8 protein-coding genes are annotated in these 14,627 nt (G+C 68.1%); 4 read left to right on the top strand and 4 right to left on the bottom strand.

What is annotated here, in order from left to right; all coding sequences use genetic code 11:
• Nucleotides 1–40 precede the first annotated feature (40 nt).
• The gene (locus ACT3CF_RS03960) at nt 41–3,400 is read left to right on the top strand and encodes an autotransporter domain-containing protein (protein ID WP_478420508.1); all 3,360 of its coding nucleotides are present in this window, start codon (nt 41–43) and stop codon (nt 3,398–3,400) included.
• Nucleotides 3,401–3,484: 84 nt separating this feature from the next.
• Here ACT3CF_RS03960 and ACT3CF_RS03955 read toward each other — a convergent pair whose 3' ends face one another.
• Both ACT3CF_RS03955 and ACT3CF_RS03950 read right to left on the bottom strand, forming a co-directional pair.
• Nucleotides 3,485–4,231 (bottom strand): metallophosphoesterase family protein, encoded by a 747-nt coding sequence (locus tag ACT3CF_RS03955; protein ID WP_478420506.1) that lies wholly within the window; start codon nt 4,229–4,231, stop codon nt 3,485–3,487.
• Nucleotides 4,228–5,091 (bottom strand): diacylglycerol/lipid kinase family protein, encoded by an 864-nt coding sequence (locus ACT3CF_RS03950; protein ID WP_478420504.1) that lies wholly within the window; start codon nt 5,089–5,091, stop codon nt 4,228–4,230. Before ACT3CF_RS03950 ends, ACT3CF_RS03955 begins: the two co-directional genes overlap by 4 nt.
• A 237-nt stretch (nt 5,092–5,328) precedes the next feature.
• Between ACT3CF_RS03950 and ACT3CF_RS03945 the strand changes: the two genes are divergently transcribed.
• Together ACT3CF_RS03945 and ACT3CF_RS03940 are read left to right on the top strand one after the other, a co-directional pair.
• Nucleotides 5,329–8,658: a trifunctional glycoside hydrolase family 18/polysaccharide deacetylase/glycosyltransferase family 2 protein gene (locus tag ACT3CF_RS03945; protein WP_478420502.1), complete on the top strand. Its 3,330-nt coding sequence runs from the start codon at nt 5,329–5,331 to the stop codon at nt 8,656–8,658.
• Nucleotides 8,659–8,911: 253 nt separating this feature from the next.
• Nucleotides 8,912–11,413 (top strand): TonB-dependent receptor, encoded by a 2,502-nt coding sequence (locus ACT3CF_RS03940; protein WP_478420500.1) that lies wholly within the window; start codon nt 8,912–8,914, stop codon nt 11,411–11,413.
• A 617-nt stretch (nt 11,414–12,030) separates the two neighbouring features.
• On the opposite strand, the gene ACT3CF_RS03935 is transcribed toward ACT3CF_RS03940, so the two are convergent.
• Nucleotides 12,031–13,344, bottom strand: a complete 1,314-nt coding sequence (locus ACT3CF_RS03935; protein WP_478420499.1) for a spinster family MFS transporter — start codon at nt 13,342–13,344, stop codon at nt 12,031–12,033.
• 188 nt (nt 13,345–13,532) lie between these two features.
• On the opposite strand from ACT3CF_RS03935, the gene ACT3CF_RS03930 reads away from it, so the two are divergent.
• Nucleotides 13,533–14,507 (top strand): LysR substrate-binding domain-containing protein, encoded by a 975-nt coding sequence (locus ACT3CF_RS03930; protein WP_478420497.1) that lies wholly within the window; start codon nt 13,533–13,535, stop codon nt 14,505–14,507.
• A 7-nt stretch (nt 14,508–14,514) separates the two neighbouring features.
• Here ACT3CF_RS03930 and cydX read toward each other — a convergent pair whose 3' ends face one another.
• Nucleotides 14,515–14,613 carry a cytochrome bd-I oxidase subunit CydX gene (cydX, locus tag ACT3CF_RS03925; RefSeq protein WP_478420496.1) on the bottom strand — a complete coding sequence of 33 codons (99 nt, stop codon included), beginning with the start codon at nt 14,611–14,613 and terminating at the stop codon, nt 14,515–14,517.
• Between the last annotated feature and the right edge of the window lie 14 nt (nt 14,614–14,627).

The raw sequence follows: 14,627 nt of genomic DNA, 5'->3' as shown, positions 1-14,627 counted from the left end.
GTTCCCGCGGTAGGTCGGGTAACAAGAGGGGGATCTCTTGATGCGTTCTTCGGTAAAGTTTGCGTTTTCGCGTGCGGCACTGCTCGGTACGGCCGCTACGGCCGCGTTGTTGTTTCCGGGCAGCGCCTTTGCGCAGGTCGGGGTTGACCGTCCCAAAATCCATGAATCGGAACTGACGCCGCAGATCGTCATTTCCAATCCCGGCACGCCCACGACCGCGCGCGACCCGGTCAACGTCAACGGCGTCGGCCAGATGATCATCGATCAGCAGAACGGCTTTCTGGGGCTGTGCACCGCAACGCTGATCAACCCGCGCACGGTGATCTTCGCCGCGCATTGCGTGAACGAGAACGCACCCACCGACTATGGCAATGCCGCCGGCGGCCTGCCGATCGGCTTCGGCTTTTCGAACAACAACCTGCCGGGGATCCGCAACTGGTATCTGGAGGGGCCGAACCAGGGCAAGACCGACGCGGCGAACTATTTCTACAATGCGAACCAGGTGACCTACCATCCGGGTTCGCTCGAGCCCGCCGCCAACTCCTTCCTGTACAGCGACGTCGCGCTCGCCTCGCTCGACACGCCGACCAAGAACATTCCCACCTGGGCGCTGCTCTTCTCGTCGCTGCCCGCGACGCCGGTCACCGCCGACGGCACCGGCTATCACGTCACGATCACCGGCTATGGCAACAACGGCACCGCGACCACCGGCTCGACCGGCGGGATCGATTATCGCCGCCGCATCGCCGAAAACACGCTGGGCGCGCTCGCCTCGATCGACGATTTCGAAGGGTTCATCTTCGGCGCGGCGCCTGGGCTGCCCCAGAATCTCTATTGGATCGACTTCGACGATCCCAAGCGCGGCACCGCCGGCGCCAGCCCCTATGACTTCAACGCGTGGCGCGACAACGCGCTGCCCAACGAAGGCATCACGGCAAGCGGCGATTCGGGCGGCCCGCTGATCCTCGACCGCGCCTATGCCAAGCAACTGGTGATCGGCGTGCTGTCAGGCGGCTATACGCGCTTCTTCAACAATCAGCCGGCGAACGGCTACGGCACCGCATCCTTTTATCAGCCGCTCTACCTCTATTGGGACTGGATCGCCGCCAACAACCCGTACCGCTATGTCACGGCGGTCGCCGGCGACGGCAAGTGGAGCGATCCCAAGCACTGGGTGACGACGCTCGATCCCAGCTATCAGATCATCGGACCCGACGGAAAACTGCTGAACGGCGTTCCCACCACCCCGGGTGAGGGCGTCAACGGCAGTTCGGGCAAGTTCGGCGAGACGTGCTTCCAGTCCGACGGCGTCAGCCAGTGCTACAATGTCGGCACTGACACGGTATCGATCGAGAACAAGCCGATCGGGACGGCGGGGAACGGTGCCGCCACCGTCTCGGCAGGCTCGCTGAGCAGCGGCGGCACGGCCAATGCGGCGGGCACGCCCGATCAGGCGGCGGGCCAGGCGGTTCCCCAGGGTGCGGCCCCGTCGCTCGCGAACGGCCTGCCGGGCGCAACCGGTTTCGTCCCGAACAATGTCGACGGCGACCATGTCACCGGCACGATGGGCAAGTATTTCGACGTCACGCTGGCCGCGGCGGGCACCACCACGCTCGACACGCAGGCGAAGATCGACCGGCTGGGCATCGCGGGCACGCAGGCGCGGCTCGACATCGCCCGCGCCGGCGCACTGAACGTACTCGGCGACGTCAACCTGGTGACCGGCACGCTCAACGTCGACGGCACGCTGACCACGCCGGGCGACTTCTTCATGCTGGGCGGCGGGCTTACCGGCACCGGCACGATCACCGCCCCCTATTTCACCAGCGTCATGGGCACGATCGCGCCGGGCACCGTCGGCACCGTCGGCACGCTCAACTTCCGCGGCAATGTCGTGCTCGCCTCGGGCACGCTCTACGTCGTCGACGTCACCGGGGCGGGATCGGACCGGATCGCTGTCGCCGCAACCAGCTTCGCGGCCGGCAAGCCGGTCGACGGCATCGCCAACCTCGGCGGCCAGCTCGGGATCAACTATTCGCCCACCACGCTGCGCGCCGGCAACAGCTACACGATCGTGACCGCTGAAGGCGGCGTGACCGGCAGCTTCGCCGCCCCCGCGGCGCTCAGCGCGATCCTCAAGCCGACGCTCAGCTACTCGGCCAATGCCGTTCAGCTCCGCATCGACGCCGGCCGCTATGCCGATGTCGTCGATCCGGCCTCGTCGGTGCAGCGCGCCTATGCCGCCCTGCTCGATCAGAACCGGACGCGGCAGGGGCAGTATGACGGGCTCTACGGCCCGCTCGACCTGCTCAACGCGTCGTCGATCCGCACGACGCTCACCGGCCTCGCGCCCGCGGCGGAAACGACCGTCCGCTCGATCGGCACCGTCGCGATCGACACGATGGCCAATTTCCACCGTGAGCGGCTGATCGGCTATGACCTCACCACGGCGGGGGGCAGCTTCGCACGCATCGGCCAGCCGCTGATGGTCGCGTCGAACACGATCGGTGCGGCCCGGCTGGGTGGCGAGATCCGCACCGACAGCCCCGCGATGACCGTCGAGACCGGCAAGCTTCCCGACACGATGAGCGCGTTCGTCGCGGGCGGTTACCTCAACGGCGATGCCCGGCCGATGGCAGGCACCGGCGCCGGCCGCGACAATTTCGACGGCTGGTACATCGCCGCCGGCCTCGAGACCGTGCAGGACGCGGGGATGATCGGCTTCTCGCTCGGCTATACCCGGCTCGACGGCGACGCCGCCTTCCCCGGTCAGCGGGCGACGGGCGACCTGTTCGAAGGAACGCTCTACACCAAGGGAACGCTCGGCGCGTTCAACTTCGATACCCAGCTCAGCGCCGGCGTGTTCCAGGCGCGGACGCAGCGCGCGGTCTCGGTCGCGGGCACGGCGTATCGGCTCAAGTCGCGCGACAATGCGCTGGCGCTCAACGGCGAGGTCGGCATCAGCCGTCCCTTCGATCTGGGCAAGCTGCGCGCCGAACCGCGCGCATCGCTGCGCGCCAGCCATCTCGACTTCTCGCCCACGCCGGAAACCGGCGGCCCGGCGGCGCTGCGCTATGACCGGACCGACCTCAACAGCGTGCAGAGCCGGCTCGGGGCGTCGCTCAGCGCCAAGCTGCCGCGCATCCGGCCGTTCGTCTCTGCCAACTGGGTGCACGACTTCACCGATCGGCCGACGCTGATCGGCGCCAACCTGGTCGGCGGCGTCGGTCCCGATGCGCTGTTCTCGCTCAACAGCCAGGATCATGACTGGGGCGAGGTGAACGGCGGCATCACCGTTCGCACCGGCGCGGTCGACCTCAGCCTGTCGGTCCAGACCGATGTGTGGCGCAAGGATCTGAACAGCCAGAGCTATCGCGGTTCGCTCGCGTTCCGTTTCTGATCGCGAAACAGGGAGCGGGGCGTCGGGTCCGGGTGCTTTCACCCGGAGCCGGCGCCCCGTTTCCGTATCGCCCGCCCGCCGTCGCTACAGCGGTCGAGGCCGCTCGCCCAGAAAGCGCGCCACCGTCGTAAAGCTACCGTCGGCGATCTGGATCTCGTTGAACGACGGCGGCTGGCTGCGCACGCGCTGCGACAGCGTGCCCGCACCGATCAGCCGGATCGCCTGGTCGCCCAGCCGATGCGCATGATCGAACGGGTCGTGGACGTGCCCGCTCAGCACCGCGTCGGCGCCTGCCGTCGCCAGGGCGGCCAGCGCCGCCGGCCCGCCCCGCGTGCGGGCGCTCGCCTGCGTTCCCGGCTCGATCAGCGGGTGGTGCGCCGCAACGAACACCAGATCGTCCGGCGCCGCGGCCTCGACCAGCGCAAGCGTGCGCTGCAGTGCGCGCGGGCTCACATGCCCCTTGGACCAGTTGAGCCGGGCCTGCAGCCTTGCCGTCGTCTTGAGCGGCACCACCGCAATCCCCTTGAGGTCAAGCGGCCGCTCGATCATCCGCTCGAGCGCGCGATAGCGGCGATAGGGCGCGAACAGGCGCGCCCACAGGTTGAAATAGGGCAGGTCGTGATTGCCGACCTCAACCGTTACCGGCGGCGCCAGTCCCTCCAGCCAGCGAGCCGCCGCGGCGAATTCGGAAGCGCGCGCGCGCATCGTCAGGTCGCCGGTCATGATGATCGCATCGGGTCGCTCGTCGCGGACGCAGGCATCGAACCAGGCGATCGCGGCAACGTCCTCGCGCCCGAAATGCACGTCGCTGACATGGAACAGCCGGATCACGCCGCCGCCTTCCCCTGCCCCGCCGCCGTTCCGCTCACCTCGGCGGTCGCGAGGAAATGGCGCCGGCTGTGCCCCAGGCGGATCGTCGTCCCGGCGGTCAGCGTCACCGGCTCGCCGTCGATCAGCGCGAGCACGCGCCGCGGCGCCTGGAGCGACAATGCCGCCGCCCGCGCGCGATCGACGGCGCGCGCCGCCACCCAGTCGCCGGTCAGCCACTCCCAGCCGAGTTCGGCGATCGTCCGCCAGTCCCGCGCATCGACCGCCGCGACGTCGAGCCCGTCGGTATCGGGGGTGACGAACACCGCCTGATAACGCGCCGCCAGTCCGGCCCCCGCGACGCGCACGCCGGGATCGCCAAAGGTCCGGCGCCAGCCCGCCCGCACCGCGGCGACCAGCCGCCCCGGCCGCCGCCCGCGCACCGCCTCGCGCGCACGGAACCACGACGCCGCCGGCCCCAGGATCATGCCCACAAAGGCGCGGTGCCCGCCCGCCTCGACCATCGGCAACGCCACCCTCCGGTCGCATCGGTGCGCGGCATGAACGATCGCATGCGGCTCCGCCGTACCATGCAGCGCACGCGCGAGCAGGTTCATCGTGCCGCCCGGCAGGATCAGGAAGGCACCGTCCCATTCGGCGAGCGCGCAAAGCGCCGCGTTGATCGTCCCGTCGCCCGCGAACAACACCACCGTGTCGACCGCGGCCGCGGCCAGTTCGTCGGGCGGCGGCATCGCCGCCTCGGGGAAGCGCGTGCGTCCCGCCAGCGTCAGCCCGCGTTCGGCGAACACCGCCTCCAGCGCGTCGCACTTGGCCTGCGTCGCGGTGCCCGAGGCGGGATTGGTGATGAACCACAGCCGTTCCATGCCGCGCCGAACGCACGAACGGCCAATTCGTCGCGCCATGTGCATCGCGGCGGGGCGCGGCGGACGTAACCACAGCCCTATCTTTCTGGACTGGAACGGGAAAACTGCATTCATCCGCAGTTAACCGGAGAAGTGTTTACGCCAATCCTCGTCTAGAAGGCCCGGGCACCGTTCATTAAAGGCGTCGGCGGTGTTATTTCCGCCGCGCCCGGGTGCGGACGGGCTCGAGGGGCACGCATGTCAAAACCTGTTTTCTTTGATGCCAGCGGCAAGCGCAGGGCGTGGACGCGACGCGCGGTTTTCGCGTTGATCGCGGTGATCGTTCTGGCGGCGGGCATTTTTGCCTTCACGCTGCTCAACGTGCCTCGTGGCGACGATCTGCCGTTGCGGCTCAGCAACGCCCGCGCCTCCGAAGTTCATTCGGGCGGGCGCCGCTTCACCAATCTGCGCGACTGGCTGCCAGGCGGCCCGGCGCGCAAGACGAAGCCGCCGCTGACCATGGGCTTCTATGTGCCCTGGGACGAAGGCAGCGCGGCGTCGCTGCGCGCCCATGCGGGCGAACTCGACTGGGTGATTCCGGCGCTGGTCACCGTTGCGGGCCCCGATCACAAGGTGACGGTGCAGGACGACAGCCGGCTGGCGCGGATCCTCGCCAGCGTGCCGCGCGCGCCCAAGGTTCTGCCGATGGTGCAGAATCTCAGCGAATCCGAATGGGACGGCAAGAACGCGGCCACGCTGCTTCAGAACGCCGCCGCGCGTCATGCGCTGGCGACGCGGCTGGCGACGATGGTCCGCAACGGCCGCCATCACGGGCTCGTCTTCGACTTCGAAAACCTGCCGCCGGCGTCGCTTCCCGGCTATCTGGCGCTGCTGCGCGAGGTGAACGCGGCGATGCCCGCCGACGCGCGCCTCGCCGTCACCGTGCCCGCGGGCGACACCAACTGGGACATCGCGGCATTCGCGCGCGCCGCCGATCGCGTCATCCTGATGGACTATGACTTCCACTGGCAGGGCGGCGAGCCCGGCCCGATCGCGCCGCAGCCCTGGTTCGTCGAACAGCTTCGCCAGGCGGTCGCCAAGGTCGGCACCGAAAAGCTCGTCGTGGCCATCGGCAGCTATGCCTATGACTGGCACGACAAGCGCGCCGACGCGCTCAGCGTCGAGGAAGCGTGGCTCGTCGCGCACGACAGCGATGCCAAGATCACCTTCGATCGCCAGAGCGGCAACGCCGCCTTCGCCTATGACGAGAACGGCGTCCACCACGACATCTGGATGCTCGACGCCGCCTCGGCGTGGAACCAGCTCCAGGCAACGCGTGCGCTGGGCGTCGGCAGCGTCGCGCTGTGGCGCCTCGGCACCGAGGATGCGGGCGTCTGGCCCGCGCTCGCCGGCTTCCGGACGGGCAAGCGTCCCGATCTCGGCGCGATCACCCCGCGCAACGACGTCGATGTCGAGGGCAACGGCGAAATCCTGCGGATCACCGCCACCCCCACCGTCGGCCGCCGGGCGCTGAGCTTCGACGCCCAGGGGATCATTCGCGACGAACAATATCTCCAGCTGCCGACGCCCTATGTCGTCCAGCGTACCGGCGCGCGCGAAAAGCAGATCGCGCTGACGTTCGACGACGGCCCCGACGCCAGCTGGACGCCGCGCATCCTCGACATCCTGAAGCGCGAGCGCGTGCCCGCGACCTTCTTCATCGTCGGCGAGGATGCGCTCGAACAGCCCTTTCTGCTCAACCGTATCGTCCGCGAAGGGCATACGCTGGGCAACCACACCTACACCCACCCCAATCTCGCGCTGTCCTCGCCCGCGGCGACCAATCTGGAGCTCAACAGCACCCAGCGGCTGATCCAGGCCTATACCGGGCGCGGCATCCGGCTCTTCCGCGCGCCCTATTTCGGCGACGCCGAACCGACGACCGCCGACGAAATCGACCCCGCGCTCGCCGCGCAGCGCCAAGGCTATACCGTCGTCGGACTCCATGTCGATCCGGACGACTGGAAGCGCCCCGGCACCGACGTGATCGTCAACCAGACGATCACGCAGGTCGAGGCGGGCGATGCCGAGCGTTCGGCCAACATCGTGCTGCTCCACGACGGCGGCGGCGATCGCTCGCAGACCGTGGAGGCGCTGCCGCGCATCATCGAGGGGCTGCGCGCGCGCGGCTATCAGTTCGTCTCGGTCGCGCAGCTTGCCGGGCTCAACCAGCAACAGGTGATGCCGCCGATCAGCGGCAGCGATCTGCTCGCGGTGCGCGCCGACGTCACGATCTTCGTCATTCTGGCCGCCCTCGCCGCCGCGCTGCGCTGGCTGTTCTTCGTCGCGATCGTGCTCGGAATCGCGCGCGCCGTGCTGCTCGCCGGACTGGCGGTCCGCCAGCGGCTGCGCGAGCGCCACGAAACGCCGCCCGAGGCGACGCCCAGCGTCACCGTCATCATCCCCGCCTATAACGAGGCCAAGGTGATCGAGGCGTCGGTGCGCCGCGTCCTCGCCAGCGACTATCCGGCGATCGAGCTGATCGTCGCCGACGACGGGTCGAAGGACGAAACCAGCGCGATCGTTCAGCGCGCCTTTGGCGACGATCCGCGCGTCACGCTGCTCACGCTCGAAAACGGCGGCAAGGCGCGCGCCCTCAACACCGCGCTCGCGCAGGCGCATGGCGAAATCGTGATCGCGCTCGACGCCGACACCCAGTTCGAGCCCGAAACGATCGCCCGCCTCGCCCGCTGGTTCGTCGACCCCCAACTCGGCGCGGTCGCCGGCAACGCCCAGGTCGGCAACCGCGTCAATCTGGTCACGCGCTGGCAGGCGGTCGAATATGTGACGGCGCAGAATCTCGAGCGCCGGGCGCTCGCCGGCTTCAACGCGATCACCGTCGTCCCCGGCGCGGTCGGCGCTTGGCGCCGCGCGGCGCTCGACGCCGTGGGGGGCTATCCGGAAGACACGCTGGCCGAGGATCAGGACCTCACCATCGCGATCCAGCGCGCGGGCTGGCGCGTCGCCTATGATCCCCAGGCGGTCGCCTGGACCGAGGCGCCCGAAAGCTTCCGGGCGCTCGCCAAGCAGCGCTATCGCTGGGCGTTCGGGACGCTCCAGTGCCTGTGGAAGCATCGCGGCATCGGCCGCGACGGCAAGGCGCCCGGCCTCGCCTGGATCGGCCTGCCCCAGGCATGGGTGTTCCAGATCGTGTTTGCGGCCATCTCGCCGGTGATCGATCTCGCGCTGGTGGTCTCGATCATCTCCACCGCGTTCAAGGTCTGGGGCCATGGCTGGGCGCAGACGCAGACCGACGTCTGGATGATGGCGACCTATTGGGTGGCCTTCACCTCGATCGACGTGCTGTGCGGCTGGGTGGCCTATCGGCTTCAGGAACGCCGCGTCGCCTATCCGGCGCACCTGCTCGTCGCGCAGCGCTTCGTCTATCGCCAGCTCATGTACTGGGTCGTGCTCCGCGCGCTCGGCTCGGCGATCGCGGGGATGTGGGTCGGCTGGGGCAAGCTGGAACGCACCGGCAGCGTCGACGCCGCCAGCCCGGCGGCGCCGACCGGCATCGCCCCCCGCTGATTCGCGTTTCGGCCGGTGCGGCACGGCACGTCGCCGCACCGGCCATGCGATTTTGTGATACGCTTATCGACTTTTGTGAACCGCACGCTTATGGCGCCGCCGGGGTCAGGTGTCGTGGGGGCGGCGCCGGCAGGGCATCCGCGCCGTCGCCCGCATCGGGCTGCGCTCGTGCCCGCCGGGCGACGACGAACCGCCGGCATCCGGCCCCCGTCTGATCGACGTGTTGCAAAGACCTGATTTTGCTGGGGGTTCCATGATCTATCCGTTGTTCCCGCGTCCGTCGGCCCGTCATGGCCGCCACGCGCTGCTGCTCGGCTCGGCCGCGGCGCTCGCGATGCTCGCGGGCGGCGCGAACGCGGCACCGCGCGACGAATCGCGCGCCGAGGCGACGCTGCGCGCGCCCGATCCGGATCCGCAGGCCACCGCCCCCGCCAGCGACGAGATCGTCGTCACTGCCGATCGCAGCGCCGCGCAGTCGATCCAGACGGTGCCGATGGCGGTGTCGGTCATCAACATCGACCAGGCGACCCGCGCCGGCCAGGGCAACCTGTCCGACCTCACCCGCTTCACCCCCTCGCTCTCGATCACCGAAGGCGCGCCGGGCTTCAACAAGTTCAACATGCGCGGCATGTCGACCGGCGGCTACAACACATCGGACACGTCGGACCGTTCGCTCGTCGCGGTCTATCTCGACGACACCCCCATTTCGGTCCAGGGCCAGACGCCCGACCTCAAGGTCTATGACCTCGAACGCGTCGAGGTGCTGCGCGGGCCGCAGGGCACGCTCTACGGCGCCGGCTCGATGGCGGGCACCGTCCGCTTCGTCACCGCCAAGCCCGACCTCACCCGCCAGTTCGGCTATGTCGAAGGCGGCGCGGCGATTACCGAACACGGCGCGGCCAGCTATAATTTCCGCGGCATGATCAACGTGCCGCTGGTGGCCGACACGCTCGCGCTGCGCGCCAATGGCTATATCGCGCGCGACGGCGGCTTCATCGACAATATCGGCCAGCGCAACAAGGAAAACGCCAACAGCAACCGCACCGCCCAGGCGCGCGTCGCGCTGCGCTGGACGCCGTCGAGCGACTTCACGCTCGACCTCGGCTTCACCTATGAAAACAGCCGCGCGCACGGCCTCAACGTCGCACTGAACGGTCTCAAGCCCTACACGCATTCGACCAACGGGCCGGAGGGAACGGACGACCTGTTCCGCCTCTACACGCTCAATGCCGACTATGATCTGGGCTTTGCCAACCTCGTCGTGTCGGGCGCCTATACCGACCGCGAGATCGGCTTCGATCAGAGCACCGAGGCGACGATCGGCTATTTCTTCGAGGATTATAACTCGGGCCTGCCGGTCGGCCAGGGCCGCTATCCGCTGTTCAAGAAGCCGACGAGCTACAGCCAGGCGATCGCCAACATGATCCCGGCCGAGCTCTATCAGATCGACCAGCGGCTCAAGGACTATATGGGCGAGGTTCGCCTCGTGTCGAAGGACAACGGGCCGATCAAGTGGACCGTCGGCGCCTTCTATGAAAAGCAGAAGCGCCACCTCGTTCAGGACATCCCCGTCCCCGGCTTCGACACGCTGTCGTACATGAACTATTTCTACGGCCCGTTCGGCACGCCGAACGGCCTCTACGACTCCAAGCTGGTCGACAAGGCGTTCCAGTCGAACGACATCTTCTCGGGGCTCCAGGACATCGACGAGCATCAGGTCGCCGTCTATGCCGACGCTACCTGGCACGCGACCGACAAGCTCGATATCACGGGCGGCCTGCGCTACTTCAACTTCAAGGAGGATTATTACCTCTTTGAATCCGGCGTCTACGGCGTCGTCAACCATGTGCCGCTGACCACCAATGCCCGGCTCAAGTCGGACGGAGTCAATCCGCGCGTCAACGTGTCGTACCGCGTCAATCCCGACCTGATGGTCTATGGCGAAGTCGCCAAGGGTTTCCGCTATGGCGGCGGCAACCAGCCGGTGCCGGTCGGCAACACGGGCGTGGCGGGCCAGTGCACCCAGAACCTTGCCGGCTATGGCTACAGCGCGGCGCCGCTCACCTTCGGCCCCGACAAGCTGTGGAACTACACCGTGGGCGAAAAGGCGCGGTTTGCCGACGGCCGCGTCACGCTCAACGCCAGCGCCTATTATATCGACTGGCGCGACGTGCAGACCCGGCTGCGGCTCGACTGCTCCTATTTCTTCACCGACAACAAGGGTCGCGTGACGAGCAAGGGCGTCGAACTCGAAACCACCGTCAAGGCGACGCCGGCGATCACGCTGTCGGCCAGCGCGTCGTACAACGACTCGCATGCCAAGGGCGACATCCCCACCGTCGGCGCGTTCGACGGCGACGCGACGCCCTATTATCCGCAATGGACCGCGACCGCCGCGCTCTTCTACGATCGCAAGCTCGGCGCGGGCGACCTGCACTTCCAGGCGACCTATCAGTATCAGTCGCAGCAGCAGACGACCTTCAACTCGCAGGCGACGAAGCTCGTCAACGGCGTGCTCACCCCCAACGGGCCGAACGCCAACTATGCCGTGCTTCCCGAAACGCACAATGTCAGCGCCTCGCTGGCCTATGACATCGGGCGGTTCGAACTCGGCATCTTCGGCAACAATCTCGTCAACGGCGTCGGCATCACCAACATCGCCCGTGCGACCTATTATCAGGTCTATCAGGCGGGCGACCGCGTCGCCTATGCGCGGCCGCGGACCGTCGGCGTGCGGGCGCGGATGCGCTTCTGACGCGGCCGGCGCCTGCCCCGCGCAGGCGCCCGGCGGGGCGGCGTTGCGAACGGCGATGCCGCCCGCCGGCTTTCGGGCGCAGCCTGGGCACGGCACGGCCGACCGGGCGCGCTTTGCCATTGAGCAGCCCCAGTATTCGTGTTAGAAGTTCGTTACATTAGCGCATCGAAGTGACTTAGTTATCTTTAGTCATTAAATGCGAGCGACGATGATGCACGATAACCATGACGTAAACGGAAAGCATCTTCGTCGTTTTTGTTTTGACTGACTTGGAACGCTGCATACGCACGACTTCAACGGAAAGCGATCGCCGGGGACGAACGCCTTTCTCATAGTCAGACAATAAACCCCTGTGGTCGCCGGAATTTCGACACGCACGGACGGGGCGATCGCTCGCCGCCGATCATTGCTTCCCCGTTCCGGAACCCCGTGTCACCCGCTGGACGCGCCCCGCCTGCCGGGGCCGTGGTTTGGCCGCCTGGTTTTCGCAGCGGCGCAAGGGCGCGTATCGGCCCGCCGCTGCCTGTTGATGCCGTCGGGGCACCCGCACCTGCCCCGACGGCACACCCGCCGGGCCCAGCCCCCCTCTTCCCGGCGGGGGCACCGGGGTGGCGGCGTCACGCCTCGCGCGCAGCCGCCCCCCGGAGCCGCGCCTCGTCGGCGGCAAAGCTGCGCACGCTGCGCGCGTAATGGAACGCCGCCCAGAATCCGGTCAGCGACAGCGCGAGCAGCGCATAGCGCAGCGATTCGGCATTGCTGCCCAGCGGCCCGGCCAGCGCATCGCTGATCCACCCGACCACCAGCGGCGCGATGATAAGATTGGCGACGTTGGCGGTCAGCAGGCTGATCGCCATCCCCTGCGCCCGCATCGGGGCGGGCAGGAAATGGAGCAGCAGCGCCATCGTCGGCCCGACATAGAGGTAGATCGCCGGCACGACGATCCACAGCATCGCCGTGGCGATCGTCAGCGAATGCGTCCAGTAGATCAGGAACGACGGCACCGTCGAACCCAGCACCACCAGCGCCAGAAACCACGCGATCCGCCGCGGCGACTGCATCTGCGGCAGCGCCAGCAGCACGCTCGTCGCCACCGTCGCCAGGATGCCCGCCCACAGATAGATGGTGCCCAGCCGCGCGCCGGCCTCGGCGGTGCTCAGCCCGAAACTGCGTTCAAGATAGGTCTGGGTCCAGTACATCAGCCCCCAGCCCCACAGGCAGATCACCGTTCCCGCCGCGTTGATGTGCCACGCCGAACGCTGCGTCCACAGGAACCGGATCGTTTCGCGCAGCGATGCCTCGTGCTCCGCCTCGGGCGCCGTCGTCTCAAACCGGCCGCGCTCTGGCTCACGCACGGTGAACAGGATCACCAGCCCGAACAGCACCCCCGGCACGCCCAGCGCGACGAACGCCGCGCGCCAGTTGCCGAACGCCTCGACGATCGCCCCCGCGACGGTCGAGCCCAGCCATGCGCCCAGCGGCAGCCCCAGCGCATAGAGCGTCAGCGCGAACGGCCGCTGCTCCAGCGGGAAATAGTCGGCGATGATCGATGTCGACGGCGGCGTACCCCCCGCCTCGCCCACGCCCACGCCGATGCGCGCCAGCAGGAACTGGACGAAATTCTGGGTGACGCCCAGCACCGCGGTCATCACCGACCACAGCATGATCGCGATTGCGACGATGTTGCGGCGGTTGGCGCGGTCGGCGACCTGCGAGATCGGGATGCCGATCGTGATGTAGAACAGCGCCAGCGACGCGCCCGTCAGCCAGCCGACGCCGGCGTCGGACAGGTTGAACTCCACGCGGATCGGCTCGAGCACCGTCGAGACGACATAACGGTCGGCGATGTTGAGCGCATAGACGAAGGCCAGCACCGCCACGACATACCAGCGCCGGCGGTCGAACGGCGACGCGCCGGCAACGGACGGGTTCACCAGGGCATCCTTGGCAGGGGCAGACGGCACGACGCGGACATTCCTTCCTTCTTGTCGCCCTCTCCATAGCGCGCCTGCGCCGTGCGTATAGTTCCCTTGCGCACCGCAGCGCCGATCGGGAGCCGGCGGGGATGCAATTCGCGGGCGCCGGACTTGATCCCGCCCGGCGCGGCTGACAAGGATGCGACGTGCCGAAGCCTCCGATCGACCGCCGCCTGCTCCCCCTCAACGCGCTTCGCGCCTTCGACGCCGTGGGCCAGCGCCTCAGCTTCACCGCGGGGGCACAGGCGCTCGAAGTGTCGCAGAGCGCCGTCAGCCGCCACATCATCAGCCTCGAGGAACTGCTGGGGCACAAGCTGTTCGATCGTTCGGGCGCGCGGCTCGAACTGACATCGGCCGGACGCATCCTGCTGCCCGAAGTCCGCAAGGCGTTCGACCGGCTCGAAGAGACGATCGCGTCGATCTGCACCCGCCCCGATCTCGGCCGTCCGATCCGGCTGCACATTCCGCCCTCGCTGCTCCAGCAGGTCGTGCTGCCGATGCTTCAGGCATTCCACGCCGCGCATCCCGAAATCCGCATCGACGTGTCGAGCACGCACGTCACCGGGCTGCCCGCCGCCGAAACCGACATGGCGATCGTGTTCGATCGGCCGCATGTCGACGATCAGGTGACCGACCTGTTGTGGATGGTCCGCGTGGCGCCCGTCTGCTCGCCCGCCACCGCTGCCCGCCATGCCGGCAAGCCGCTCGAACAGTTCCTGCGCGACAACGACCTGTTGCACGTCAAGCTGGAAGGCGAGCCGCGCGGGCTGTTGTGGGATGCCTTTGGCCGCCAGTGCCGGATCGCGCTCGACAGCGAACGCGGCATCGCCTTCGACACGGCCTCGGCGGCGGTCGGCTATGCGATGCACGGCGACGGCGTCGCGCTGGCCGATATCGACATGTTCGCCGACGAACTCGCCGCGGGCCGCCTCTGCGCGCCCTATGACGCGGTCATCAGCGACGGCTTCGGCTATTATCTGAAGCTGCGCGCCGAGGATCTGTCCGACCCGTCGATCAGCCTGGTGCGCAGCTGGCTGATCGCGCATTTCGCACGGCGGCAGGGTGCAGTTGCGCTGCCCGTGCTCCCGCAGCCCCGGCCCGGGGGTGCCCCCGCGCGCTGAACGCCGGCTATTCCTCGTCGGTCGAATGCATCTCGTGCCACAGTCCGTTGAGGATCGCGAAGGCGACCGCAAGCCCCAGTCCCAGCACCCAGGTGAAATACCACATGGCATCCTCTCCTC

The sequence above is a fragment of the Sphingomonas chlorellae genome, assembly GCF_056485145.1.
Note: the sequence above shows the minus strand (reverse complement) of the source record. Positions and strands in the feature narration are given on the sequence as shown.